Annotated in this window: 19 protein-coding genes; 11 read left to right on the top strand and 8 right to left on the bottom strand. The window is 39.6% G+C overall.

Features of this window, described 5'->3' with window-relative positions; translation table 11 throughout:
* Positions 1–39 precede the first annotated feature (39 nt).
* The 4 genes from L8106_RS19235 to L8106_RS19250 all read left to right on the top strand — a co-directional run bounded on the left by L8106_RS19235 (position 40) and on the right by L8106_RS19250 (position 4,666).
* The gene (locus L8106_RS19235) at positions 40–339 is read left to right on the top strand and encodes a DUF3181 family protein (RefSeq protein ID WP_009786081.1); all 300 of its coding nucleotides are present in this window, start codon (positions 40–42) and stop codon (positions 337–339) included.
* An 83-nt stretch (positions 340–422) separates the two neighbouring features.
* Positions 423–1,076 (top strand): hypothetical protein, encoded by a 654-nt coding sequence (locus L8106_RS19240; protein WP_009786082.1) that lies wholly within the window; start codon positions 423–425, stop codon positions 1,074–1,076.
* 75 nt (positions 1,077–1,151) lie between these two features.
* On the top strand, positions 1,152–2,009 hold the full coding sequence (locus L8106_RS19245) for an amino acid ABC transporter substrate-binding protein (RefSeq protein ID WP_009786083.1): 858 nt from the start codon (positions 1,152–1,154) through the stop codon (positions 2,007–2,009).
* A 200-nt stretch (positions 2,010–2,209) separates the two neighbouring features.
* Complete coding sequence (locus L8106_RS19250; RefSeq protein ID WP_369749076.1) at positions 2,210–4,666, top strand: CHAT domain-containing protein; 2,457 nt, start codon at positions 2,210–2,212, stop codon at positions 4,664–4,666.
* Positions 4,667–4,687: 21 nt separating this feature from the next.
* On the opposite strand, the gene L8106_RS19255 is transcribed toward L8106_RS19250, so the two are convergent.
* A complete protein-coding gene (locus L8106_RS19255) occupies positions 4,688–5,050 on the bottom strand; it encodes a DUF2784 family protein (RefSeq protein WP_039896722.1) in 363 nt (120 codons plus the stop codon).
* A 210-nt stretch (positions 5,051–5,260) separates the two neighbouring features.
* Between L8106_RS19255 and L8106_RS19260 the strand changes: the two genes are divergently transcribed.
* A complete protein-coding gene (locus L8106_RS19260) occupies positions 5,261–6,433 on the top strand; it encodes a hypothetical protein (RefSeq protein ID WP_009786086.1) in 1,173 nt (390 codons plus the stop codon).
* A gap of 34 nt (positions 6,434–6,467) precedes the next feature.
* On the top strand, positions 6,468–7,481 hold the full coding sequence (locus L8106_RS32380; RefSeq protein ID WP_009786087.1) for a hypothetical protein: 1,014 nt from the start codon (positions 6,468–6,470) through the stop codon (positions 7,479–7,481).
* An 80-nt stretch (positions 7,482–7,561) separates the two neighbouring features.
* Here L8106_RS32380 and L8106_RS19270 read toward each other — a convergent pair whose 3' ends face one another.
* The gene (locus tag L8106_RS19270) at positions 7,562–8,074 is read right to left on the bottom strand and encodes a hypothetical protein (protein WP_009786088.1); all 513 of its coding nucleotides are present in this window, start codon (positions 8,072–8,074) and stop codon (positions 7,562–7,564) included.
* A gap of 104 nt (positions 8,075–8,178) precedes the next feature.
* Here L8106_RS19270 and L8106_RS19275 point away from each other — a divergent pair, with 104 nt between their 5' ends.
* The gene (locus tag L8106_RS19275; RefSeq protein WP_009786089.1) at positions 8,179–9,549 is read left to right on the top strand and encodes a GH1 family beta-glucosidase; all 1,371 of its coding nucleotides are present in this window, start codon (positions 8,179–8,181) and stop codon (positions 9,547–9,549) included.
* Here the strand turns inward: L8106_RS19275 and L8106_RS19280 are convergent.
* A complete protein-coding gene (locus L8106_RS19280) occupies positions 9,546–10,337 on the bottom strand; it encodes a DUF362 domain-containing protein (RefSeq protein ID WP_050779148.1) in 792 nt (263 codons plus the stop codon). The genes L8106_RS19275 and L8106_RS19280 overlap by 4 nt on opposite strands.
* Positions 10,338–10,650: 313 nt before the next feature.
* Here L8106_RS19280 and L8106_RS34560 point away from each other — a divergent pair, with 313 nt between their 5' ends.
* From L8106_RS34560 to L8106_RS19295, 3 genes are all read left to right on the top strand, one after another.
* Positions 10,651–10,941 carry a DUF2949 domain-containing protein gene (locus L8106_RS34560; RefSeq protein WP_009786091.1) on the top strand — a complete coding sequence of 97 codons (291 nt, stop codon included), beginning with the start codon at positions 10,651–10,653 and terminating at the stop codon, positions 10,939–10,941.
* Positions 10,942–11,298: 357 nt separating this feature from the next.
* Positions 11,299–14,973 carry an NB-ARC domain-containing protein gene (locus L8106_RS19290; protein ID WP_009786092.1) on the top strand — a complete coding sequence of 1,225 codons (3,675 nt, stop codon included), beginning with the start codon at positions 11,299–11,301 and terminating at the stop codon, positions 14,971–14,973.
* 448 nt (positions 14,974–15,421) lie between these two features.
* Positions 15,422–16,654: a hypothetical protein gene (locus tag L8106_RS19295; RefSeq protein ID WP_009786093.1), complete on the top strand. Its 1,233-nt coding sequence runs from the start codon at positions 15,422–15,424 to the stop codon at positions 16,652–16,654.
* 346 nt (positions 16,655–17,000) lie between these two features.
* Here the strand turns inward: L8106_RS19295 and L8106_RS19300 are convergent, their stop codons facing one another.
* From L8106_RS19300 to L8106_RS19315, 4 genes are all read right to left on the bottom strand, one after another.
* The gene (locus L8106_RS19300) at positions 17,001–18,596 is read right to left on the bottom strand and encodes an McrB family protein (RefSeq protein WP_009786095.1); all 1,596 of its coding nucleotides are present in this window, start codon (positions 18,594–18,596) and stop codon (positions 17,001–17,003) included.
* Between the two features lie 78 nt (positions 18,597–18,674).
* On the bottom strand, positions 18,675–18,998 hold the full coding sequence (locus tag L8106_RS19305; RefSeq protein ID WP_232228529.1) for a hypothetical protein: 324 nt from the start codon (positions 18,996–18,998) through the stop codon (positions 18,675–18,677).
* Between the two features lie 132 nt (positions 18,999–19,130).
* Positions 19,131–21,338, bottom strand: a complete 2,208-nt coding sequence (locus tag L8106_RS19310; RefSeq protein WP_009786097.1) for a GNAT family N-acetyltransferase — start codon at positions 21,336–21,338, stop codon at positions 19,131–19,133.
* Positions 21,339–21,657: 319 nt separating this feature from the next.
* Positions 21,658–23,583: a GAF domain-containing hybrid sensor histidine kinase/response regulator gene (locus tag L8106_RS19315; protein ID WP_009786098.1), complete on the bottom strand. Its 1,926-nt coding sequence runs from the start codon at positions 23,581–23,583 to the stop codon at positions 21,658–21,660.
* Positions 23,584–23,960: 377 nt separating this feature from the next.
* On the opposite strand from L8106_RS19315, the gene L8106_RS19320 reads away from it, so the two are divergent.
* Positions 23,961–25,163 carry a hypothetical protein gene (locus L8106_RS19320; protein ID WP_009786099.1) on the top strand — a complete coding sequence of 401 codons (1,203 nt, stop codon included), beginning with the start codon at positions 23,961–23,963 and terminating at the stop codon, positions 25,161–25,163.
* Here the strand turns inward: L8106_RS19320 and sbcD are convergent.
* The gene (gene sbcD / locus L8106_RS19325; protein WP_009786100.1) at positions 25,160–26,395 is read right to left on the bottom strand and encodes an exonuclease subunit SbcD; all 1,236 of its coding nucleotides are present in this window, start codon (positions 26,393–26,395) and stop codon (positions 25,160–25,162) included. The two genes, L8106_RS19320 and sbcD, sit on opposite strands and share 4 nt — an antisense overlap.
* Between the last annotated feature and the right edge of the window lie 209 nt (positions 26,396–26,604).

Raw genomic sequence — 26,604 nt, forward strand, 5'->3', positions numbered from 1 at the left:
CTGAAGCTAGTTGTGTCAGTAACAATCAAAATTTAAGTTATGCCGACTACACAAGAAATCGAAAAACTAGCTGCTGAAATTGGCGAAAATATTTATATTGACGTTGCTCAATGGCATCTTTTGTTATCAGATGCTCATCTGCATACATCAGTTGCCGAACAGCTTTATCCTTTACTCAAAGATAGAAATTTAGAAGCAGATCAAATTAACACAGTTTTGCAAGGAATTTATGTTCCTTTAGGGGGTGGAAAAATGACAGCATCACTTGCGGATTTGATCCCGACATCAGTGCAAAGCGATCTACTCAAAATCTTAGAAGAATATCAGCGTCAGATGTAAGTTTTGAATTTGATATTTACCCACATTATTAGCCTCAACAGCACAAATAAATGGAAAACTACAGACAAGCTAGGAAAAATCCTATGAAACGAAACGTAGGAATTGTCAGTGTTATTGTAACTGCGAGTCTCCTCAGTATTATTGCACCCACAACGGCTCAATATCGTCCAGATCGTCCTACCTTTTTCAGTGATGGAGATCAGGAACTTGAGCAAGAAATTAACCGCATCGATCACCCCTCAAAACAAAATTCAGAACCCGTTCTTTCCTTTGAACAAGCTCAAAAACCGAGCGAAGAAATTACCCAACTTCCCGGAAATATCATCGTAGCAATGCCCGGAGCCTTTCGAGGAGAACGCCGGGAAACTTTGGATACATCAGGCGGTCAACTAGAATTTACGGTACTAGCAACTCGTCAAAGTGATTCCAAGTTTACGGTTGCTTATTCGATCCCTTTAAACTCGACTCGTTTAGGTGAACCTCAAGCCTTATTTAACCAAATTAGAGACAGTTATATTAAAGGTAGACCTGTAGAATTAGTCGGAGAACGTAATATTGCGCTACAACGTTATCCGGGTCGAGAAATTAATTTATCCAGCTTCCGGGAAAATCACCAGTTTAGAGTTTACCTCGTCGGTCAACGAGTTTATGTTTTGGGAGTGAGTAAAGCCAAAGACGGAGGCTCGACACAAGATATTAGCCAATTTTTTAACTCCTTTCAACTTCGCACTCAGTAAAGGTCAACATCAAGGATTAAAATTAAGGTAAGCTAGACTCGGTTAAAATCTAGCTGTGTTTGAATCTAAAACCCAATGATAAGAAAACTGGCTCAAATTGTACTGAGTTTAGCTTTATCTATTTTTTTTCCTTTACCCAGTTTTGGGGCGACCGTATTAGAAGAGATCAAAACCACAGGCATTCTCAAAGCCGGAGTCAGGCAGGATGCTGCCCCATTCGGCTATCGTTCCGCTACAGGAGAATGGGAAGGATACTGTATCGCATTAATCGAGTTACTCGCCACCCGCTTACAAGAACAACTCAATTTAAGCCAAGCGATTAAGATAGAATATATAAAGTCCACGCTGGAAAATCGCGAACAGATCGTCAGAGATAAAACTGTTCATCTCGAATGTGGCCCCAATACCGTCACTCGTACACCCCAATCCGGGATCGTTTACTCAGATCGATTTTTAATTACAGGTGTGTACCTGTTAGTACGACCGGATAATAAAGGCTATATTAATCCGTCAGGTGCGTTAGAAAATATTTCCATCGGTGTGCTTCCGGCTTCCCTCACCCAAAGGTTTATTACCAGTCGATATTCCCTCGCTCAACCCATTGAGTATCCGGGAATTTCTGGGCGAGAAGCCGCAGTTAAAGACGTTCTCAGTGGCCAAATTAATGCTTTCGCCAGTGACGGACTTTTATTAGTCGGAGAAGTTTTGAGACAGCCAGAAGTCAGCAAAGCAGATTACGCACTCGTTCCCTCTGAACCCCTAACCTGTGAATTTTATGGGATGATTCTGCCCGCAGGAGATATTGCTTGGCTCAATACCATCAATTCTCTGATTTTAGTTCAGGAAAGTGTAGAGATCCTCACGAAATTGTACGGCGATGATTCGGCCTATGTTCAAACGACAGAAGCTGCTATCAAAAAGTGTATGCCCTAAACAATCACCCGTGACTTCCTCCTGAATTAACCACCCCGAAGGTGTAGAGGCAATTTAGGGAATAAATTAGATAAATTCGCTAATCTTGATATGGGAGCCAATCAGAGTCTTCTGCCTTTCATCAAAACGGTCAACTCAACGGCGTGGCATCGAAATCTGGCTTCCCCTCCCTCAGCTTAACAACAAATAGCGGATTGGACATGATGACTCAGGAGTTCCATATCTCTGTTACCCCCGTTGGGAATAATGAATACTTGGTGCGAACTGAAGAAGTCGCCTCAGGTGTTCCTTTAGCAGAAGAACAGGTTAGCTGGCCAGTAGAGAGCTGGCTGGGCTACACTCGTCAATTAATGCAAGACCCCTTACTTGGGGTTCTCCAGGGACAAACCCTAACTCGATATCGCACCCGAGGAGTGAGTACCGCCTCCAACTCTGCGTTATCCCCAGAATCAAGCATAATGAGTTTGGTCGAACTCGGACGCCAACTCTACAACGGCTTATTTCAAGGAACAATGCGCGAAAGTTGGACTTGCGCCCAAGCCATTGCTCAAAATCGACGTGAGTTTTTACACTTGCGTTTAGGAGTGAAGGGAAAGCACTTAGCCAGTTTACCCTGGGAAGTCTTATATGCCGGAGATCGCCCCCTGGGAACTGGCCCTGATGTCGGATTTTCACGGTATCAACCGGGTGTTGTTTCTCCAAACTATTCCCATATCCTCGCTTCTAATCAACCTCTCAAAATCTTAGTTGCGATTTCCGCTCCCAACGATCAAGAAAGCCTCCAACTCAAACGAGAAGTTCTGCATCTGCAAGAAGAACTGCAACGCGATACTCAACGTAGTTCTGAGCGTAGCCGACCTCGCCCGGAAGTTCAACTGACTATTCTCGAACAACCCGACGGTCATCAACTCACCCAAGCCCTCGAACAAGGTCAATATCAAGTCTTCCACTACGCCGGACACAGTAACTTAGGCGTCTCAGGTGGTGAACTGTACCTCGTCAGCAGTCGGACTGGATTAACTGAAACCCTCAGTGGTGATGATTTAGCCGGATTACTCGTCAATAATGGCGTACAAATGGCGGTGTTAAACTCCTGTCGAGGAGCCTATGCTCACGGTTCCCATTCTGACGAAGACACCGCCCAACTCAACCTCGCCGAAAGCCTGGTCAGACGGGGAATTCCCGGTGTGTTAGCGATGGCTGAACGCATTCCCGATGAAGTCGCACTGACACTGACTCGCTTACTTTACCGCAATCTTAATCAAGGTCATCCGATTGATATTAGTTTGAGTCGGGCGCGACAGGGATTAGTTTCAGCCTATGGGTCACACCAACTCTATTGGGGTTTGCCGATTTTATATCTCCATCGCAAGTTTGATGGCTATTTGACGGCCGATTCTGCTGAACCTCAGACTGTTAAGGCGATATCTCCGTCTCTGTTTGCCCCGATTTCGACTCATAATTGGGGAGAGTCTAGTCTTCCTGTTGTTGAAAAAGAACCAGAAAAAAAGCCGACTGAAAGCCTTGAATTTGCCTTTTCTAAAGCAGAAATCGATCCGTTTCTCAAAGATATTGAGTCTGTCGATGATTTAGCCGAAGAAGATGAAGATCTCGAATTTATTGGTGATGCTTTACGTCAACTCAAAAGTTCTCAATCTTCTTTTTCACCGGGTCGCGAAAACAGCAATCAGAAGTTCGTTGAGAAACAAGACCCAATTTCTGAAGCGAAAATCACTCGGTCTAATCGTTCTCCACTGCCTCAATCCAAAACAAATCCAACCGTTCAGGTTCTGCCTGCAAAGCTGCTTAATCTCAGCACGATTAAGTCTTGGCTACCCTTGGCGCTGCTGTTTATTCCGATGAGTTTAGGATTATTTTACAATAGTATTCTTCAGTTCGGAAAATATGAGGCAGAAATTAGCTTATCTAAACCGACAAAACCTAACACGATTCGCCCCAACTTACCCTCTGAACAACCCCTTGATTTGAGTGCAGCCAAGACCGATTATGTATTGGGAATTGCAGTCGAACAGTTTTATCAAGAAAATCTTTTAGCCGGAGTGGAAGCCACAACAGAATTACTCAATCGCGGTGCAATTACCGAAGCCAAAGCTGCTTTAGCTGCTGTTTCTGTTCGAGATGGCGACAAGCCTGAAATTAACTTTCTTTGGGGTCGGTTAATGTGGCAAGCAATTAATCAAGGTAGTGCAGATTATATGATGGATGATGTGCGACGCTATTGGGAAAGGGCTGTGCAACAACGTCCTGATTATTTAGAGTACCGCAATGCTTTAGGATTTGCTTATTATTCTGAAGGAAAACTTGATCAAGCGTATCAAACTTGGTTGCAAGTTTTAGACTTAGAAGAACCCACATTTAACGAACAAGCTGTTCAACAACAATTAGCTCAACTCAATGATGCCAATAGACCCCAAATTTTAACAGCTTATGCAGGGTTAGGGTTAGTTTTGATGAAATCTACAGCTGAGTTACCGCCCCCAGAACAAGCAATTCGTTTGACTAAAGCCATGAAATTCTGTAATAAAGTTTTGAGCGAAGCCCCTGAAGAATTTAAACCTCATTTATTAAGTCAAAATTGGCTCTGGACAAATACAATTATTCGAGATTGGCGGCTGTTGATGCGACAACAAAACTAATCCTCAATTCTAATGATTCAGTTAAACGGAGAATAAAAATAAATCGATTGCAGACAGTAACCAAGAGATTATGATAATTCCATAAACCCATTTTTTTAAGGTTTGATCAGAAGGTAAAGAATTAAAACACTTTCTCCATAAACTTTTAATAAATTGACCTTGCTGCTGTTGTTTTTCTGAGGTTTCGCCCCGCAGCTTATTTTCAATATTCGTTAATAAACACGTTCCTTGATTAAATTGCCATTGTAGAATCATGGCGGGAACGAAGATGAGATGAATTACTCTCCAAAGTTGACCGGGAATTATCCATCCAAACAATACAAAAAATAAGATCAAAAAATGAAGGCATTTCGTTAAAAAGATTAATATAATTTTCCAATTCATCAGAAAAGATATTAACGTTACGCTAACGCAGTAGAACATTTAAAGTTATGCTACTTACTATAGCAAGATTTGACAAGGAAATCAGTGTTTATACGGAGAACGTTTCAATTTTCCTTTTAAAAACTTTTGAAAGTTCAGTAATTCTCCCGTAGATATTTGAGTTTTTTCAATCTAATCTTAAGATTAGAATTCGTTCCCCTCTGTCTGATTATGAAAGATCAAATTAATGCAATTCTCAATGGCCTTCTTCCTAGCCTGACTCAAAACATTTCTACGGCGGCTCAAACTGTGCAAGACGGGGTTTCCACTCTGCTTACCCCTGGTGCTGGTTTAATCAATAAAGGAAATAGTCAAATTAGCCAAAATCCCCAAGCGTTTGGATTTGCCTTTGAACATTTACAAGCAATTGGTTTTAATATTAATGCTGCACTTCAAAATTCCGAAGCTCGGGCTTATCAAATTCCGGCTGATGGAACCACTAAATATAGCCCCGATATTTATATTGATAAAGTTGGAGAAGTAATTGCTCAAATTCAAGCCAAAGCAGGAACCGAAAAATATGTAGAAAAGCAAGCAAACTCGGGTCATTATCAAGGTAAAATTCTTACCAATTTAGAAAATGAAGGGGTGAGTAACACGACAATTGTTATCGAGGTTGATGGAATTAAAAGTTTTCCCGTCAGTCAAGATTTTGCTGTTTGGGTGGCTGAAAATCCCTATCTCGCGGCTGAAGTCATGCAAACGGCTGCATGGGTTGGAGAAATAGGTTGTGCAGGTGTTGAAGGGGCGGCAATTAATGCAGCAATTAATATTTTACTGCAATCAATTAAAACTTTAGGGGCTTATTGTCGGGGAGAACAAGAACTCGCCGCTTCAGAACTTGATAAAATATTGTCCGTTACCATTGAGGGTTTAAAAAGTGGTTTAATGCGGGGAGTTGCGATTAAATTATTACAAAAACTAATGAAAGGAAATCCATTTGCAGCATTGGGATTTACAATCAGTGCAGAGGTTTTTCCGGTTTTAATTGATGTTTTACAGGATAAAATTACTCTAGAAGGTGCGATTAATAAAGTCGGTTTACGTGTCTTGACATCGGGTTTAATTACAACTGTTGTTCTTCTTTTCCCTCCGGTTGGCACGGCATTATTGAGTGTATCTATTTTGCAAGCAATTTGGCAGGAAATAGACCCCGAATGGCAGAAATTTATCATAACAACTGCTCAAACGACTGTTAACGCAACTTACAAAGGAGTGGAAGCCGGAGTTCAACATATTCGTCAAAATCCTTGGGATTTGTTAGGAAGTTCGGCGGCATCTTCGGCAACATCTTCGGCAGAAATGCAAGCTTTACAAGATGAGCTAGATATGATTTTAGAATAACAAAAATTAAAGTTTAATTAGAAAAAGGAAAGCAATGAATAACTTTCAACTCGGACAAATTGTAAAACAAAATAGGGGTGCGATCGCACACTATGCAATTGTCATCGCAGAAAATCGAACTGTGGGTTGGGTGAACAATTCAACTTTAGAAGTGAAACCCATTGAAGGAGAAGGCTGGAGTTTAGTCAAAGTTAAAGGAGAAGTATTTAATTTTGACACCATCAAACATAACATTAAATCCTTCAAAATAGCGATACAAGAAGGAAATATTCGCTCCTATCATCCGACAGAATTTAACTGTGAACATTGGGCGACTTTGATGGTGACGGGGAAGGCTTATTCTACTCAGTCGGGAACGGTTAAATTTGCTACTCCGACTATCGTTGGAGGAGTCATGATCGGAGTGGGAACCTCAGCAGGAACAGTGGTTACAGTTGCTTCAACCTTGGGTGTTGCTGCGTCTACTGGTACAGCAATTGGCTCTTTAAGTGGTGCTGCGGCGACAAATGCGGCTTTAGCCTGGTTAGGCGGAGGAACGTTAGCATCTGGTGGGGGTGGAATAGCGGCGGGAACTGCTATTGTGTCTGCGGTGTCTACGGGGGGAGCCGTTATTGCGATCGCAGGTGTGGGGATTATTGGAAAACAGGTTTGGGACAATCTCAGCGCTCAACAACGTCAAGCTATTGTGGAAAAAATAGATAGTTCTACACCCGATCAAGTTAAAGTTGCCTATGGGGTAACAATGGAAAAAGCCACCGAAATGTTTAATATCACGTCTGGCTGGTTGGGAGAAAACACTTCTCAAATGGCTCAAGCGGTTGATGCAGCAACTCCAGAACCCCTGAAAATAGCTTTTAATCAGATCATTTCAGCTAGTCAAAATACCAGTCAAGTCGTTGAACAACAGGTTAATTCGGGGATAAAAGCGGCTCAAAAGTGGGGAGAAAATCTGAAATCGGAAGCCAGCAAAAACTGGGAAAATACGGCAAATACTATAAGTTCACACCTTCCTGGATGGTTCAAAACAAATAGCGATCGCAATGGCTAATGATATAATTATGGTCAGAATAGAAGTTGATCGTGAATATTATGCAGTCTTATTCCTCGATTCTACAAACAGTCAAAAGACTACAGATCGTCAATATTACTAAAAATTTCTGTGTCTAAGTCCATTACAGATACAGTTTGTTTAAACTCAGATTCCGCTATGGGTTGCACAAAAGTATTATTCGCTCTGACAAAACAATTTGCAGGTGTACCATCACTCTTATTCTTAATAAAAATCCAGGGTTCTAAATTTTCATCAAATGTAACCACAAATCCTGCATAAGTGCGTTGGGCTTGAAAAATATCATCTTTTTCTAAGGTGTTTACAACAGGCCAACTGGCAATTTCAGGATATCCCGAATTGTCTAGACTCCAAACTTCCCTAATCGAAAATTGACCCATCCGACAGTTTAAACCTTCCGGATCGGGATCGACAACCTGCCAATACAAATGATTCAAATTGCCGCTATAATCTCCCATATCATTGGGTTGAGGTAAAGAATTCGCCGCTAAAACCGGAGAACTTGCTAAACCTAAAATTAGTCCCAAAACTAATCCAATTAAACCTCTGATTAGTGATACTCTCTTAAACATAATCAACCTCACCGAATTATAAAATTAAACGAGTTTATTTTCTGCTTCTGTATTGTACCTTAGAAACAGAACAAACTTGAGAAAAATTCTACCAGAGGTCAACCATGAGTGATCAATTTCCAGAAAACTTTATCTGGGGCGCGGCGACTGCATCCTATCAAATTGAAGGTGCAGCCCTAACAGATGGACGTTTACCGAGTGTTTGGGATACCTTTAGCGCGACACCGGGACGAGTTTTAAATGGAGATACCGGAGAAGTCGCTTGCGATCATTATCATCGCTATGAAACTGATATTCAACTCATGGCAAAATTGGGGGTTAAACATTATCGCTTTAGTATTGCTTGGCCCCGAATTATTCCCACTGGACGAGGACAGATCAATCAAGCGGGAATAGACTTTTATAAACGCCTCGTAGACTGCTTACTCCAACACGGAATTACCCCTCATGCGACTTTATTTCACTGGGATAGTCCTCAAGCTTTAGAAGACTTATATGGGTCTTGGCAGAGTCGAGAAATTGCCCAAGATTTTGCAGATTATGTTAGTATTGTTGTGAGTCGGTTAGGTGATCGCATTACTCACTGGATTACAATTAATGAAATCCCCTGTTTTACCCATCTTAGTTATGCTGTAAATAGCGATCCACCTCACGCGCCCGGAACTCGTGTAAATCGCCTCAAAGACATTTGGCAAACTTCTCATCATGCCTTACTCGCCCACGGTTTAGGGGTGCAAGCTATTCGCGCGGCTTCTCCTGTTACGTGTTCGGTGGCGTTGGTGGATAATTGGGCGGTAACAGTTCCGATAATTGAAACGCCTGAACAGATTTTAGCGGCGAAAAAAGCCTTTCATCTTTGCGGACAAAATGGTGGAATTCTATTTCCAGCGTTAACGGGAAATTATAGTCCAATTTTGTTAGAAATTTTAGGTGAAAATGCACCGGATATTCAACCGGGAGATTTAGAAATTATTCATCAACCGTTAGATTTTTTGGGATTTAATGTTTATTCAGCGACTTATGTTCGGGCGGCAGATAACAAACTGGGGTTTGAATTTTTAGGCTTACCCAAAGGTTATCCTCGGATGAATATGCCTTGGTTAAATATTGTCCCGGAATCGATTTACTGGGGAATTCGCCACATTAGCGAAACGTTAAACCAGCCCAATTTACCGATATTAATTACAGAAAATGGATGCGCCGCCCAAGATGAATTAAACCAACAAGGAGAAGTGATTGATAGCGATCGCATTTTCTATTTACGTCAACATTTTAATTCCGCTTCTCGGGCGATTTCGGAAGGATATCCTTTACAGGGCTATTTTGTTTGGAGTTTGATGGATAATTTTGAGTGGGCGTGGGGTTATGATCGCAGGTTTGGTATAGTTTATATTGATTATCCCACCCAACGCCGCATTCCAAAAATGAGCTTTAATTGGTATGCTGAATGTATTCGTCAAAATCGAGTTGTTTAACTTTTTATTTGACTTTGCCTGAGTTGATTAATACAGTGGATATAGTTAGGAATCGGTTCCTCTGCGATTCGACAAGCCTCAGCATCAACGCTAATTAAATCGTCACCCCAAAAGACTTTTCCGCAATAAATTGATTTTCCTTTATCGGGTTTCCAGTCAGGGCTAATAAATTTGCGATCGCCATCAACAACCGCCCCATCAAATAAGTGTCCAATACAAAAATAAACATCCTGTAAAACTAATGGTACCGAGGGACGATGCAACTGTCCCCGTGAGTTGGGACTTCTGGCTTTATATTTACTGCGAGGAAACAACCCATAAAGGTTTTTAAGCGAAGCTGAAATTAACGGTTTTCCTTTGAGGTGAGTGCGTTTGAGGGCGCCTATACTGATGCGACAGTCTACTTCTTGAAGAATCGCTGGGGCGTACATCGAGGGGAAGCGTACAGGTTGAGGGGAAAGGTTCGGGTACTCGATCAATGGGAGTTGATCTGCATCTAAGAGTTGAATTCCATCTGTAAACAAATCAGACAAACCATTACGATCAATAATCTCATGCAGCGATACGGGTGAACAAACTCCTTCAACCACTAATATTTCTGCTGTGGGGTTGAACTCCCTCAGTGTGTTTAACACTCGACCTAAAACCCCTCCACTAATGGTTACAGGTGGGCCGACGGGATACCCTAAATTGGGCTTAACCAAAATCCGTTTTGCGTCTATGGCGGTTTGGGGAGGTTGATAAACAAAACTCTCAGTCGTCTCCACGTGGACAGTATGATCTCTCATTGGATAGATTTACAATAGCTTTATAAATAATTAAAAGATTATAAAGATTGAATAAAGCCTGTTTGATAGGATGTTATTCAGTGATTATACGCAACTTATCGTTAATTCAGTATTATAGTTAAAGTAAATAAAGCTAGTCAAAGAGATTTACTACTTAAGTGTGATGGAGATCACCAAAAAAAGCGAGTAGAATCACAAGCAGAAGATGTTTTTAGTCACGGTAGAGTCGGGAAGCATCAATAATACTTAAGATCGTAAAATTCCGATTCGGTTATGTACATCTTCTCTGCTAGAGATTTAAGGGGAAATAAAAATGCTATCTACCAAACAAGCTCAATTAGTTCAGTTTTTACGCTTTGAATTGTCGATCCCTGCCGCTTCTATCGCGATGGCTTTGCGTCATCCCGAACAAGATTACGGGCAACTACCGATGATTTTGTGGCAATATGGCTTAATTAGCTTAGAACAGTTAGATCGGGTTTTTGACTGGTTAGAACGTTTTGGAACTTCTGTAGAAAGTAAACCCAAATTTAATAGTGCAGATCCAGATAACGGATTAGTCAATGAATCAGTCGATTTGTCTTCAGCCTCTTTCGTTGCTTGACGTTAAATAGAATGAATGTGAAAAAATGCTAAATCTCAGCGGTCATGAGGTCAAAGTTAGAAATTTAACATGAAATCAAAAGCTTTAAATAATCTTCTTTTTATCTAAAAAGAAAGCCTACAAAATAATCAAAATTAATCATTAATAATGAGTTTAGATGAGGCTTACTTTTATATTGGAAATCAAGAATAATATTAAATAATCAGTTTAAATTTGTCTAAACTCCTCCAATCCCTCTAAAATAGAATCAATCCTTCGTGATTCAGCCCAAATCTCCGTCTAATCAGGTTGCTCGCTTAAAAAGAAGGATAATTTCAGATTAAACTGAAAGATGGGGCTGAACGCATTACTGATGTTATGAACTTTGAAGAGGCACTCACGATAACAGATACTGTCGTTTTTGAAAAGACGGGTAAACACCTGAGTGATGCTCAACGGGCTGTCGTTCAGGGAACTTGGTATCGTCAAAAATATCACGAAATTGCCTTATCCTATCGCTGTACTCCCGAATATCTCAAGCAAGATGTTGGCCCCAAACTATGGCGTCTACTCTCTGATGTATTTAGAGAAAAAGTCAGTAAAACCAATTTTCGGACTGTTCTGGAACGACAGATCAACCTTGTTGAACCGATTTTCCATACTTCCTTCGCTTCTCACCCTCCATCGCTGAATCTTGATCCTCAGAAATCATCTCTACAGGTGGACTGGGGAGAAGCCACCAATGTTTCATTTTTTTATGGTCGTTCCCAAGAACTATTCCAACTCGAACAATGGATAGTGACTCAGAGATTTCGGGTTGTCGCTATTTTAGGAATGGGTGGAATCGGGAAAACCTCTTTATCAGTACAACTCACTCAAAAAATCAAGTCTGACTTTGAATATGTGATTTGGCGAAGTCTTCGGAATGCTCCTCCATTATCCGAAATTTTAACTGAAATTATTCAATTTTTATCCGATAAACAATATATTAATTTATCCTCTGATGTTCATCGCCAAATTTCGCAACTGATTGACTTAATGCGACAATCTCGCTGCTTAATTATTTTAGATAATGCCGAGTCAATCTTACAAGAAGGAGATCGAGTTGGACGCTATTGTGAAGGCTATGAAAGTTATGGTGAACTGATTAAACGCTTAGGAGAAACCCGTCATCAAAGTTGTTTACTCTTAACCAGTCGAGAAAAGCCTCGTGAAATCGCTGCATTAGAAGGAAAATCTCTCGATGTTCACTCCATCCAATTAATGGGATTAGCAACCGAAGACTGTCAAGCTTTAATTCAAGCTAAAGGAGTTTCAGCCTCAACCCAACAATGGGATCAGTTAATTCAACGCTACGCCGGAAATCCTCTGGCGATTAAAATTGTCACCACTACAATTGATGATCTTTTTGGGGGAGAAGTTGCCGAATTTCTCGAACAAATTCAACAAGGAACGGCTATCTTTGGAGATATTCAAGATTTACTTGAACAACAACTCGGACGTTTATCAGAGTTAGAACTTGAAATCATGTATTGGCTGGCGATTAATCGAGAACCTATTTCTCTAAGCGAACTCCGAAAAGATATACTCTCGGTTGTTTCTCCGACAGAAGCCATTGAATCGTTAGAATCTCTCAAGCGGCGATCTCTGATTGAAAAAAGTTCTCGTGGGTTTACCCAACAACCTGTAGTCATGGAATACATAATTGAACAGTTTATTGAACACATTTTTCGAGAAATTCAATCAGAAAATATAGATATTTTAAATCGATATGCTTTGATCAAATCTCAAGCTAAAGATTACATTCGAGAAAGCCAAACTCGTGTGATCCTCAACCCCATTATTCAACGCATTTTAGAACGTTATTCCCTATTTAAAGAACTGCAAGAAAAATTTCATCGCTTATTAATAAAACTTAGAAATGAAGTTCAAGAAAAATCTGGATATGCGGGCGGAAATTTGATTAATCTCTGTCATCAATTACACTTAGATTTAGTCAACTATGACTTTTCAAATTTAGCGATTTGGCAAGCTTATCTGCAAGATGCCAACTTACAAAATGTTGACTTTTCAGGTGCCGATTTATCTCGTTCTATCTTTGCGGAAACGTTAGGAAATACCCTCACCGTTGCTTTGGGGCCACAGAATACTTTAGCCACTGGAGATGCGGATGGAAAAATTTTGCTTTGGAATAGTGAACAGGGTCAAAAATTGCTCGTCTTTCAAGGAAAAACAAAAGGGGTTAAATCGATTGTTTTTAGTCCAGAAGGGAACTTAATCGCCAGTGGAAGTGATGATCAAACGGTGAGAATTTGGAAAGTGAGTACAGGTGAATGTCTAGATCGTTGGAGTGGGCATCAAGAAACCATTAAATGTGTGAATTTTAGTTCTGATGGTCAGATGCTTGCCAGTGGAAGTGATGACCGAACCGTCAGGGTTTGGGATGTGAATTCAGGGGGCTGTTTACAAGTGCTGACTGGACATCGTGAAGGAATTAGAACTGTAATTTTTAGTCCCGATAATAGCATAGTGGCGAGTAGTAGCGATGATCAAACTGTGAGATTATGGTCAATTCAGACGGGTGAATGTTTACGAACTTTTACCGGAAACTCAACTTGGAATTGGACGGTTGCTTTCATCAAAGAAGGGACTGAAAATTCCCAACTTAAAAATGGAAATTGTCAGAATTTAACTCTAGTTAACTCCGAGTTTGACCTTTCCAAAATTTCCTGGATCGCGAGTAGTTGCGATGAAAATACGGTGCGTTTGTGGGATATTGAATCTGGTCAATGTTTCCAAAGTTTAGAAGGTCATCTTGATTCGGTTTGGGCCGTTGCATTTAGTCGAGATGGTCAACTTTTAGCCAGTAGTAGTGATGATCAAACCGTGAAAGTTTGGCAGACGAAAACCGGGAGTTGTTTAAAAACCTTGAAAGGATTTGAAAGTCAAGTGTGTTCTGTTGCATTTAGTCAAGATGATCAAATTCTCGCCACCGGAAGTCAAGAACAGATGGTTCAACTCTGGGATATCGCCACAGGTCAACGGTTAAGAACCCTGCGAGGACATAAACATCAAGTGTGGTCATTTGTTCTGAGTCCCGATGGGAAAACCCTCGCCACAGGGAGTGATGATCACCGAGTTCGATTGTGGGATATTCACGCAGGTCGATGTATCAAGCGGTTTAGCGGACATTCTGACTGGGTGTGGTCTGTTTGCTTTAGTCCGAATGGTCGGATGCTAGCGAGTGGAAGTTATGACAGTACCGTGAAGTTGTGGGATACCGATACTGGAGAAGCTTTAAAAACACTACATGGTCATAGCGATCGCATTGAGACGGTGGTTTTTAGTGGCGATGGGAAACTGTTAGCCAGTGCGAGTGATGATCAAACGGTGCGAGTTTGGGATGTCCAAACGGGGGAATGTCTACACACTTTAACTGGACATAGCCGTTGGGTGGGAGTTGTGGCTTTTAGTCCCGATGGGCAAATTTTAGCCAGTGGAAGTCATGATCACAGCCTCAAATTGTGGGACATCCAGACGGGGAAATGTCTCCAGACTTTAGAAGGACACTTTCAGAGAATTGATCTGTTGGCTTTTAGTCCTGATGGCCAAAGTTTAGCCAGTGGAAGCCATGATTGCACAGTCAAGGTGTGGGATGTCTGCACGGGAAAATGCCAAAACAGTCGGTTAGTTGAAAGTGAACATCTTCAAGCGTTGATGTTTTGGGATGAGGGACAACTTTGGGTCGGTGGGAGTAATGAGGGTGAAGTGCGATTGTGGGATGTCAAGACTGGAGAATGTGTTAGGATGTTTGCAGATCAGGATAGTCCGGTTTGGTCGATTGATCTCAATTCTCAAACCCAGACTTTAGCGAGTGGTAGCTATGATCAAGCCATTCGGATTTGGGATATCAAAACAGGCGAATGTTTGCAAGTTCTCAGGACAGACAAGCCTTATCACGGCATGAATATTACCGGAGTGACCGGAATTACCACGGCTCAAAAATCAACCCTGAAAGCCTTAGGCGCAATCAATCTTAACAGTAGCGATTAGTTCAACTCAAAATATTGCTTTTGCTGCTTTACTCTAAATTGTCCCATCTTTCCAACTCCCTTTACCAAATCTTTACAATTAGAGGGAGTATTTTGATGAAAGCTTTACGATGAATGATTGAGTTTTCTATTAAACTATACTCGTATAGATAAATATATACTTCATTCACATCTGCCGCTTGGATTGAGCCTAAATAAATCTGGATCTCCTTTTGCATACTCCCCCAGAAAATGACAAATTGACTGAGGTGAGGGATAAAAAATGATTTCAGTTAACGCTTATTTCATCATCAACTTGGGACGCATCGTTAAATAAACGGTTAGATTAACCGAAAACTATAGTCGTGAAGAATCAAAATTTGCAATCTTCATTTTTAAATTCTGGGTACACTTTTTAATATTTGTTAAGTCAACTAAAATTTTTTTCTATGAGTGTGAGAGGGCTAACTGTGATTAACTCTATCGGGTTCAACTCCTATAAGTCTTTGGATGAGCATAAACTTTATACTCATCTACAAAATTGCGCCAAAACGGAGTCACCTCAACAGTTGATTCAGCGTTTTCGCCATTTATTTTTAGGTGAAGTCGAATATCAAGATCCAGAGGTTTGGGCGATATTAAGTCAGATTGTTGACGGGGATTTTTCTCAGCAAGAATTTTTCCATATTCTTAACCGTTGTTGCTATATTTTGATTAACTGTTGGTTGAAACGTCGTAAGTCGCAATGGGCAATTTATGAATTAGTACAACTCTTTGAAGTTTTACCGACTGGACTCCCCCCTTGTTGGACTGCTAAACGTCTGCGATCGCTCGTTAAACACTTTATTCAATCGGAACAATATCACGCTTTACGTCGTCTCGCTAAAGCCTTTAAAGATTGTAAAAATACTGAGTCTAGTGAAACGAAAAGCTTAGATTCACTGATTATTCGATATCCCTATTTATACGAACATTTTTTTCTCACCGACGACAGCAGTGACGACCAGCGCCAAGAAATTCGCATGATGCGAAATCGCAATCAATTACGGTTTGAACATGATTTACATCAGTATGTTACCAACCGTACCCACAGCCAAGAACAAGGACTCATTCTATTACCGACAAAAAACCCCACTCTACTCTCAGACAAAAAATATTACTCTGCTGTTAATCACTTTACCAGTAAAGTCGATGGTCATCATACCTATCCTGAGTTGGCGAAACAGTTCGTTCAACAAAGTCGAAGAACTCGTTCCTACCGAACTTTTAAAGAAGAACTCTACGAATATCTCAGCACGTCTATTGATCCTAAATATGGTAAAAATCGTTTTAATAAACGTTTATATCAAGTCTTACAAGACACTTTAAATCACAACGACAGCCAAAAAGTCAATGATTCTTTACTCGCGGGAACGTGTCGTAAATTATTTAACTTTATGGTGGTTGAGAGTTTACAACAACCCAATCACTTTGTCTTTGTCGATTTACTCAATAATTTGGGAGCAACCTCAGTCACCGGGACTTTACTCAAGTTAGTTTTAATTTGTCGTAAAGTCAAAAGAGATTTAGAAAAGCGTTTTTCATTTTTATTCAATCATTATGCGACCTTTTCTAAAGATAAAGTTTTTTGGTTAGTCGAAGCTCTTGAAAATGTTAATATTGCTTTTTGTTTGAACTTTGGATCTAAAAAAATTTTGTTTTAAAGCAAGTAGAAATACGAAGACAGAGCGGGGTATTTACGGTTGATACCTATCTTTTTCAGCGGTTGAGTGTTCCCAACTCCAGAGATTTTCTGTAATGACAAAGCAGTCATTATGGATTATATGTCTGACCTCAAGATAAAGGTCGCATGGCTTCTATTCCCCATTTTATTCTTGAAAGCTAATCCCTAGCAAATCCGCTAAAAATCTATCACCCGCTTGCTCCAAATTTCCCACTAAAGAAAAGGTTAAACTGCGAATTCTAACCCGACCCATTCCGAAATTTCCTCTCGCGCCAACAGCAAGGAACCATATTCAACCAATTCAATAATTTGGGGAGATGTTGCACTCATAGTCCCACCTGTTGCTTGACTTGCTCCCAACGAAATTGATTAACTGTACTGGCTTGGTCAAAGAAATACTCCTCCAAATACGGCTCGATTTCCAGCTTCCAAATACTCTCGATTTCTTGGGTTATATCGGGCTGCAAAAAAAAGCTAATCCCGATTTCATAATGAGAATTTCCAATCTGCTGATTGACTTGTTTTAACGTTTTAATTAATCCCTCAACTGAAAAGTCAATTCCCCGATGATAACGCCGCAAAACTTCGTAATTTGGGGATAGAGAAATGAAAGCAAAGCGACGCCGGAGGGCATGGTCTACCAAGGCAATAGAGCGGTCTGCTGTATTCATTGTACCGATAATTCGTACATTCTCTGAAATGCCGAATTGTTCACCCGAAGTTAAATAAATTTCTTCATTGCGGTATTCTAATAAATACATCAATTCTCCAAAAATACGGGCTACATTTCCCCGGTTTATTTCATCAATAATTAAAACACAAATATCCTCACAATTCCGAGCCTGTTGACAAAAATTAAGAAATCTTCCATTCACGAGCGGATAATCTAATTGTTCCCCGTTTTTTTGAGGGCGGATACCTTGTACAAAGTCTTCGTAAGCATAAGCAGGATGAAACTGAACAACATCTATAAAACCGTTCCCACCACTAACTAAATATTTGGCTAATTTCTTAGCAATATAAGTTTTACCCGTGCCGGGTGGCCCCGAGAAAATTATCTGTTGTTTGCGTTCTAGTGCTTGCAACCAAAACGTTAACGTTTCTGCTTCTATTCCCGTATCTTCGGCGCATTGAGTTAAAGTATATTCCGGTTGTAAATTCATTGGTTCAATCTCAAAATCGGTTTCAATTTGTTCATTTTCTGGGGATAATTCTCGTTCGGAAAAATCATATTTTTTCACGCCAACTAACCAATGAGAAAACATATCAAACAAGTCATCATTTCTCAGGGCAGGTCTACCGGGTTGATGGAGTTCTGGAGTCAATTCTTTAATCAATTGGTGTCCAGCGAGATTTAGGGCTGGATAATCCGTTAATTTTGTGCTGTAAGATGTATTGGCGAAATAATTGATAACTTGCCGCGATTTATTATTAATTAATAGAAAATCATCCGGGCGAAGTGCGTTCAGAATAGGGGTAAGCATTCCCGTCTGGAAACCTTTTGAATAAGGATTTTCAGAAAAGGCTTGACAAGCTGCCGATAATTGAGTTGGATATTGATAGCAGTAACGAATAAAATTTAAAATCGGTGATGATACTTTTTGCCAGTCTTCTGGCTTTGTCCACTTCGCTCCCTCAAACCATTCTTTGAGATCTTTTTTGATAGCTGGTGCGTGATGTATCCAGGCGCCTCTTTGAAGATTATTCGCACTTTTTGAGTAAGGAAGTAGTTGTAGCAAAACGGCTTCTGTGAGGTCTTCAACTGACTGAGACTCGGAAGATATCGCCTCAAAATTCCTTTTTCCTTGCTGACGCTGTTCGTTGTAGGCGGTTGTATGACGTATCCCCGCAGGTGTGTTGGGATAAGAGTTGATAAATTCCTGGAACAATCTAACAAATTTGGCTTTCTTTTCTGCTAACATGAATCATTAATATTTTTCGACAACATTGAGCAATGCAATCAGTTGATTTTAGCCTGATTTTTGAGAGAGTATTCGGGTTTAATTTTTTCCTAAAGCTTTAATAATTTCATATTCACTCTTATTTAAGTAACGATAACTTTGGGGCGGGCGCAAGTAAGACAATTTTTTGGATAAACGCTCTAATTTTACAGGCTTTTCAAACGGCTTGATTTTCTTGATTAGGATACCAACAACGATAGATGCTCCTTGATAATAACTATCAAATTCTTGGCGACTAATACCAAGATTGTCTTTGTATTCATCCCAAAATTTTTTGAGTTCTTGACGGGATGCTTTAATTTCAATAATTCTCTCGACATCAAAGGAGCCTACAAAAACTTTTTTAGGAGATGAAACATACACAACAACGATGTCTCCCTCCTTGAGTCTCGTCCGAACTCTACGCAACTCAATTGTTTTTGTTTGTGTCTCGAATATTTGTTTGGCATATTCGGGTTTAATTGACAGTAGAAGTATAGTTGGTAACATAGCAATTCAACTTCTGTTTGAAGAATGAATTCCTAAATTATACACTTTAACAAAGCATTCTTTTGAAATTTTTTCTGGACATTGAAAAGTTAATTTTTTATTGAAAAATTCCTTAACTTTCTCCGAGGGTACGGAATTTTCAAATAACTCTATATCACTAAAGCGAATCGCCATTATCTGACCGGACTTGTTTAGTTTAACCCCCTCAATATCGCTCAAATTGTAAACTCCTAAGCGTTGGAAACGTTGATAAAGTTCTTTGGGCTTTCCAAGGCTAACCTCATCCACATAAGCGCAAGCACGAACAGATTTTACTCCGTAGAATCCTTTCCCTTTACCCTCTTTTTGGGTTCCGCTTACATACCAGAGAATTCGACAGGGTGCTTGTAATCCTCTTGAATTGTTTGCGGAGCGATAGTAGACGGCTTCACAGTTAAATGCTAATTCAGTTTTGGCTCCTAATAAAGTTTGATTTGCCAAATTTTTATCAAATAAATTGAACGCCCATCGGGGTTGAATGGGAATGATAAATGTTGGAATTTTAGCATCGAGAATTTTGGCGGGAAAAAGCAGGCGTTCAAAGTCTACCGATGCTTGCACGTCTGTTATAATATTTTCGGCTTTTAGACTCTCTGCAAATTGCAGACAAACTTGATAATCTTCTCCGAAAGTAGAGCCTAGAGTGATGAGATGCTGTGACAACTCCGATGCAGTTTCAACGCTTGCCAAGTTAATTTTTAACCACCCGTTTTTTACCTGTCGAAAGGAAGAATTTTCTTGAATTGCCGTCATTACGGTTTCTGTTAAATATGAATCGGTAATTCGGGTAAATTGTCGTTGTTCACGAGCCGAACCTAATATAGATTGAAAAATTAAGTGACGTGCAAGTATTCCCGATAGCGGATGATTTCCAACTCGCAACATCGGAATTTCTAGTTCATGTTGTTTTTGTTTGTCATACACAACCAAAGCTAGGAGTTCACCTTTTCCTTGTTGAACAAGCCAACACTCAAATTTATCAGATTCCGCTAGAAATCGTCTTAGCTGCTGTTGAAATTCTATCTGGGTTTCTCCCAGTTCTTCGCACAGAAAATATTGACTTAAAACATTTTCTGTTCCCTTTTGAACGGGTATTTTTTCTAAGCCTGTAGTCCCCGCTAAACGAACGGGCTGATAGTCCAGTTTTCTCCGAAATTCATCTAAGTGAGTAATTAAAACATTGGGGCGAATGATGGAAACTCGGAATTGTTCATAAATTTCGCTACTCAGTTCTAAGAGTTGGGGATGTAAAGTTACAAAAACTTGAGATTTTGAAGTAATGGCTCTGGCAAGATTTCGCCGCTCAAACTCATTGACTTCTGACGCTTTTTGTAAAATAACATTCACAGAATCCACCGTACAATCCAATTCTTTATTACTGGATAAATAGGTAAAGTTTTCTTGGGCAAACCGACGCCGTTTTTTCTTTTCTTTCTGATTTTTAAGTAAAATTATTGTATTAAATATTTCATCGGTAATACATAATTCTAATTCGGTTTGTAGCCAATCCGCACATAAAGACTTTGATTCTTCAAAATCGGTTTCTTGCTCGGCATAAATCTCGGTGAATATTTGCGTATCAATCACAACACAGAGCCGGGATTCAAGTTTTTGATTAGGAGCGTTTGATAATAGGTCTGTATGACCGTGATCGAACCACCAATAGGTTAGCAGTTTCCCCTGTTTATTTCTTCCCTTTTTCTGATATTTGGGAACAAAATTTAGTCTTTGCCACAGTTTTTCTAAATTAAAATCTTCGCGACAATGTAACCCAATACCACTCGATTCTTTAGTTTTTTCTTTGAGGTAATCAACCAACTGTCTGGCTACTCCTTTTCCCCGTTGTGATGAATCAACGCACAAATGAACTAAGGTATGGCGATTGTGTCTTTTGGAGTATCGATATAATATATACCCAATACACTCCGCTTGCGGATCGATTGCGACAAATATATCCCCCTTTTGTGCCTTCTCAACAAAAGCATTGCGATAAAACAATCCCAAAGTCTTTTTGTTAGCATCTCCCAGTCTGATAACATCCTGTAAATAGGGAGATTTTTCATCAATTACTTCAATTTTAATTTCCACAGTTTCTTGGCTTTGACTTGAATATTCCTGTATCCGGCTTGAGGGTAAAGCATTACTTCTCAAATTCGGAACGGCAGATATTGACATTATAAGTTAATGAATACTCTCACCCTGTTGCGCTGTTGTTGCGCTTCAGCACCAAAGTAAAGTAAAGAAGGGCTAAAGCCCTACAACTTTAATCAATTTATTTGAAGATTATATTTTGATAATTTATGCTAATTATTATAATAAATCATACTAAGAAAAACTATTCAACCTCTCAATTATTGACTGTAGAACAATTTTCCTCTAAAATTATCACTCAACAAGTCTCATAAAAAACTCCCCAACAGAAAGCTGTACAAGGAATGATTTAACGCCTAAAGTCAACACAGTTAGATATCAACAATTTGCTGTTTTAAACTCTTTAACCTCTTGAATTCTCTAGGTTCCAACTCATAATTTTCTTGAGTAACTGATTGAGTTGAATGGGTTTAGTAATAAAGTCATCAGCTTCAGTTTTAAAAACACTTTCAGAGGGAGTAAATTCGGAATCGGTCGTAATCGCTAAAATCTTGATCTGTTGCGTGGCTTTTGTATTTTTTAGGTGATGAATGATTTCGTAGCCATCTTGACCGGGTAAGTTCATATCGACAATAACTGCTATGGGTTGTAGTAATTGAATTTGTCCTAACGCAGTTAATCCTTCTACTAGCCAAACCACCTGATAACCTACAGCAGTGAGAATTTCACAGATGAGTGTGGCGATTTCTTCATCATTTTCAATTAATATAAATCGACCTAGAGGATTATTTTTGGATGTCGTGGGTAGAGAGGTTTTGAAGGCAGAATCTTTGACTTGTTGCTGAGAATTTGGAGAGGGAGTGGGTTGAATGGGAATATGAACAGTGAATGTTGAACCGACATTTTCAGTTGAGGTTAATTTAATGACTCCGCCATGAAGTTCAACCAACTGTTTAGTCAAAGCTAACCCTAAACCTGTTCCACTATATTGACGACGATAAGATGAATCAAGTTGTTGAAACTTTTCAAATAATAAAGGTTGTTGTTCTTCAGAAATTCCAATTCCTGTATCTTGGATTTGAAAAATTGCTGTGTTTTTATTCACCCCAACTCGTAGGGTAACTTGTCCACTTTCTGGAGTAAATTTAATTGCATTACTCAAAAGATTGAACAAAACTTTTTCAACTCGACGTTGATCAGCAATAAACAAATCTTCATCGGGTTTCACCTGAATATCACTGATGAGCAAAACATTATGTTCTTGCGCTCTTTCTCGAAAAGAATATAAAGTTTTTTGAGCCAGTTTGGTTAAGGAAAACTCACTAATTTGTAAAATAGTTTTTCCAGCTTCTACCTCTGAAAGCTCTAGAATATCATTAATTAACTCTAATAAATGTTCTCCGCTATCGTGAATTTTATGAAGATATTCTTGTTGTTTTTCTCTCGAAATTTGTTTAATACCTGCACCGTTTGAATAAAGTCTTAATAGCGTTGCAGAGATGCCAATCACACAGGTGAGTGGAGTTCGCAATTCGTGGCTCATTGTTGCTAAAAATTCACTTTTCGCCCGGTTCGCAGATTGAGCCGCCAACAGCGCATCGTGAAGGGCTTGAGTACGTTCTGTGACTCGTCGCTCTAAAGTGTACTTTTGCTGTTGTAATTGAGTGTGGAGTTGGGCTTGATAAATGGCGATCGATAAATGTTCTGTTATCTTAGCAATAAATTTCGTCTCACTATCCGTCCAAGACCGGAGTTGGGAACATTGATGAGCAATTAATAATCCCCATAATTGATCCTGTACAACTATCGAAAAAACGATCTTTGATCGAACTTGAATCTGATGCAAAAACTCTAAAAAACAAGGGGAATCAACATAAGCTTGATCAACATCTTGAATCATTAATAAAGCTTGACTGTTTTGAGTTTGAGCTTGAGCTTTTGGTGTGTCAAAAAAACAGCTATCTGTTTCGTTTAAATGAAGGACAGATAAAATATTTTCTGATGAACGAGCTTCATAGGTGACGCATCCTTTGTAACCCTTTTCACTCGGTTTAGATCGGCTAGAATCTTTCGGGAGTGGAGGGGTCAGTCGTGTATCGCGGTTTTGCTCCTCTAGATCCAATCTAGGCTTTAGGCTACATTCCCGAGAAGGAATAGACCATTGAAAATCAAACTGATAGATCAACAACCGATCAACCTGCAAAAATTGTTGCAATTGTTCCACTGTTGTTGACAAAATAATCGAGAGTTCCAGACTCTGGCGAATCTGGCTGGTGACTTGATTTAAGAGCCTCTCTTGTTCGAGTTGTTGATCTAGAGCTTTATCCACAGATTTGTATCAAAATCAACAGCAAAGCGAGTTTAAAGATGATTGCTATTTGAGTTCGATTGTCAAGACAGCACTCCATCATTTTAACAGATTAACAGACTGATTATTCTTTCATCAAATCTAAGTATTATGTTAACTTTAAATACATGAGATCCAAATCGAGACAGAAAGGATGTTAAGAAAACTAAGGGAAGAAAGATACAGTGACGCTCCTTTGTCCTGCTTCAACCAATCAGGATGTTAACGGTTGATCTGAGTGGATACCTAGCTTTGTAGTGATGTTCTTTTTTTGACTTGACAGAATAGGATTTTCACAATCATTATGTATGATATCGGAAAATGGTTCAGCCTACAATCCCTAAAATAAGTTTAGTTGAATGAGCAACTTACCTCGAATCACCTTTAATTCTACTCTTGAAGACCTTGTTTCCTATGCCTTTCAGATTGACTCTAATACCCCCGGACGAGTTGTTGCCCAAGAATTTCATAAAAAGCCAGAATTACCTGGGGTGATTATTGTCGATCATGATCAGGTCACTGGAATGATTTCTCGGGCTAACTTTCGGGAACAAATGAATCATCTAAATCGCAAAACTTTATACTTGAGTCAACCGATTCAATTACTCGTAGATGTCATCCGAATTCCCCCACTGATCCTCTCCAAATACTGCACAATTTTGGTTGCTGCTAACCAAGCATTGACTCGACCTCAACAACTCATCTATGAACCCCTAGTGATTGAATTGGAGCCTGGACAGGTTCGACTTGTAGATATTCAAAACTTACTGATTGCTCAAAATCAACTTTTAAACTTTTCTTATGAGAAAATACAACAGCAAAACTTGAAATTAAATCAATGTGGTCAAAAGTTTGAGGAAGAAAAAAGCAAAGTCAAACAATATCAAGTCTCACTTCAGGAAAAAAATAGCTTAATTCATCAACAGTATGATCAAGATTATAGCAAGCAAAAAGCAAAGTTAACCCAGTATACTCAATCGATTCTTCAACTCAATCAGCATTTTGTTCAAGTCAGTGAACGGATTTTAGCCGAAACTCACCAAGCCTTTCATTCTATCTTTTTAAGTGCCAACTTAACCTATCGGAATACTGAACATTTGTTGGAAATTAGTCAAGCAATCTCTCGGGAGCTGGAGGCGATTAATTCAACCTCTCAAATGCTCGGAGAAATCATTCAAAAAGTTCGTCATCTCGCAGTACAAGCTGCTGTTGTTACCTATCAATATGATTCTCCAAAACCGCAAGGACTCAGTAAAATTGGCTTTGAAATTAATCGCCTCGTGAGTGAAACCTCAAAAGTCAGTGACCAAACGAATAGTATTGCGAGTCAACTGAAATTTCATTTACAAGAACTGAGAGAATCTGCACTAGAAGATGCGCGTATTTCCTGCTCAATCCTCTCTCATATTGAACAAGCCGAAAATGTCATCGTCGAGTTAGAACAGTTTGTTAATTCATCCTTGAAACAGCAAGAAAATGCTCAATATTATTCAACCGATGCTCAATATATTATTCACACGATAGAGCGGGTATTAAAATATTCAGAAGACAAAAAAAATTAAACCTCTGATTCGGCTATTGTACCACTTAATAACTCTTGAGCCGCACTCATCAAGTCCTGCTCAATTTCTTTGAGATCTTCACGACTTCCTAAATAAGTTCTTAAAGCTTCAAGCGGATCAAGACTATGACGATCAAGTTCAGGAATACGAGGACGAGCCAGTTGACTCACCAATTCTGCTTGAATACTATAAGTATGAGCGGTACTCAACGCTTCATGTAAACGAGAGTTTTCAATCAAATCAATCTGTTCTGAACGCAGTTGATAAATTAAACGCACAACTTGATCATTAATCTTTTTTTTGTCAATCGCTTTTAGGAGCTTTTCTTGGGGGTCTTCCACCGCAGAAACATCAACTTTAATCGTACAAAAAGAACGCACAGGTAAAGCACAAAACTCCCATTGAACTCGACCTTTTTCTAACTCCAACAAAACAAACCCCTTATCTTCTTTCTCCTCACTAAAATCAACCCGTTCGATACTTCCCGGATAAATAATCGGTGGATCATTAGATTGATTCAAATTTTGATGCTTGTGAACATGACCCAACGCCACATAATCAAAACAAGGACGAATCAGTAACGATAAAGGAACATTAAACCCTTTTCCTACCGCCAAAAAACGTTCAGCCCCCAAACTCGCCTTATCAACCATTAAATGAGCCAATAACACCGTCGGAATTTGAGGATCTAAACGTCGAATTTCTCCTTCCATCGCAACTTTTAGTCGAGCAATTAATAAATCATTCACCTCACTTAATGTTAACCCTTCTGTTTCAGGACGAGTCAACAAAGTCGAACGAGTTAACCAAGGAAGTGTAATCACCTGAACATCCCCATTTTGCGTGTGAATTTTATGAGTTTCAAAGCGATCACCAACCACAAACCCGGGTACACCTAAAGTTCGATAAATTCCTAAACTCGCTCCCCCCTGTCCTTGAGAATATTGATCATGGTTTCCCACAAGCAAAACCGTTGGAATTTGAGCATCCACTAAACGTCGAAATTCTTTCGCAAAAGCCTGTTTAACAAACGGGGGGGGAGTCGCATCAGGAAACGCATCTCCCCCAAACAAGACCAAATCAACAGGCTCTGCGATCGCTCGATCAATACACCGTCCCAAAGTCGTCACAAAGTCTTCTAAACGAGTATTTAAACCCGTTTCTGGGTTAGTCCGTCCATGGGAGAACCCGCTACCCATATGAATATCAGACAGATGGAGAATTTTAATCATAAAAAAAACAAATGTAACAGCGTGAACTCAAAATCTGGAAAACAATGATCCTAAATGTGTAGTGTTTTGTTACGATTTGAATGAATCGACTGCTCAATTTACCGATCAATTGACTTTTTAGGTAAAGCCGTCAATAGAGGAAATGTTTTGGAGGTCAACTTTCTTCAAAGAATATCTGATCAGTCAGTAACCGAACAATCAGGAAATCT

The sequence above is a fragment of the Lyngbya sp. PCC 8106 genome (assembly GCF_000169095.1).
Lineage (GTDB): Bacteria > Cyanobacteriota > Cyanobacteriia > Cyanobacteriales > Microcoleaceae > Capilliphycus.

Coding starts and splice junctions, on each gene's coding strand:
- L8106_RS19270 (WP_009786088.1), bottom strand. CDS start 8,074: ATGTTTAAGAGAGTATCACTAATCAGAGGTTTAATTGGATTAGTTTTG.
- L8106_RS19260 (WP_009786086.1), top strand. CDS start 5,261: ATGAAAGATCAAATTAATGCAATTCTCAATGGCCTTCTTCCTAGCCTG.
- L8106_RS19300 (WP_009786095.1), bottom strand. CDS start 18,596: ATGTTAGCAGAAAAGAAAGCCAAATTTGTTAGATTGTTCCAGGAATTT.
- L8106_RS19310 (WP_009786097.1), bottom strand. CDS start 21,338: ATGTCAATATCTGCCGTTCCGAATTTGAGAAGTAATGCTTTACCCTCA.
- L8106_RS19240 (WP_009786082.1), top strand. CDS start 423: ATGAAACGAAACGTAGGAATTGTCAGTGTTATTGTAACTGCGAGTCTC.
- L8106_RS19235 (WP_009786081.1), top strand. CDS start 40: ATGCCGACTACACAAGAAATCGAAAAACTAGCTGCTGAAATTGGCGAA.
- L8106_RS32380 (WP_009786087.1), top strand. CDS start 6,468: ATGAATAACTTTCAACTCGGACAAATTGTAAAACAAAATAGGGGTGCG.
- L8106_RS34560 (WP_009786091.1), top strand. CDS start 10,651: ATGCTATCTACCAAACAAGCTCAATTAGTTCAGTTTTTACGCTTTGAA.
- L8106_RS19245 (WP_009786083.1), top strand. CDS start 1,152: ATGATAAGAAAACTGGCTCAAATTGTACTGAGTTTAGCTTTATCTATT.
- L8106_RS19280 (WP_050779148.1), bottom strand. CDS start 10,337: ATGAGAGATCATACTGTCCACGTGGAGACGACTGAGAGTTTTGTTTAT.
- L8106_RS19320 (WP_009786099.1), top strand. CDS start 23,961: ATGAGCAACTTACCTCGAATCACCTTTAATTCTACTCTTGAAGACCTT.
- sbcD (WP_009786100.1), bottom strand. CDS start 26,395: ATGATTAAAATTCTCCATCTGTCTGATATTCATATGGGTAGCGGGTTC.
- L8106_RS19255 (WP_039896722.1), bottom strand. CDS start 5,050: ATGAATTGGAAAATTATATTAATCTTTTTAACGAAATGCCTTCATTTT.
- L8106_RS19275 (WP_009786089.1), top strand. CDS start 8,179: ATGAGTGATCAATTTCCAGAAAACTTTATCTGGGGCGCGGCGACTGCA.
- L8106_RS19250 (WP_369749076.1), top strand. CDS start 2,210: ATGATGACTCAGGAGTTCCATATCTCTGTTACCCCCGTTGGGAATAAT.
- L8106_RS19290 (WP_009786092.1), top strand. CDS start 11,299: ATGAACTTTGAAGAGGCACTCACGATAACAGATACTGTCGTTTTTGAA.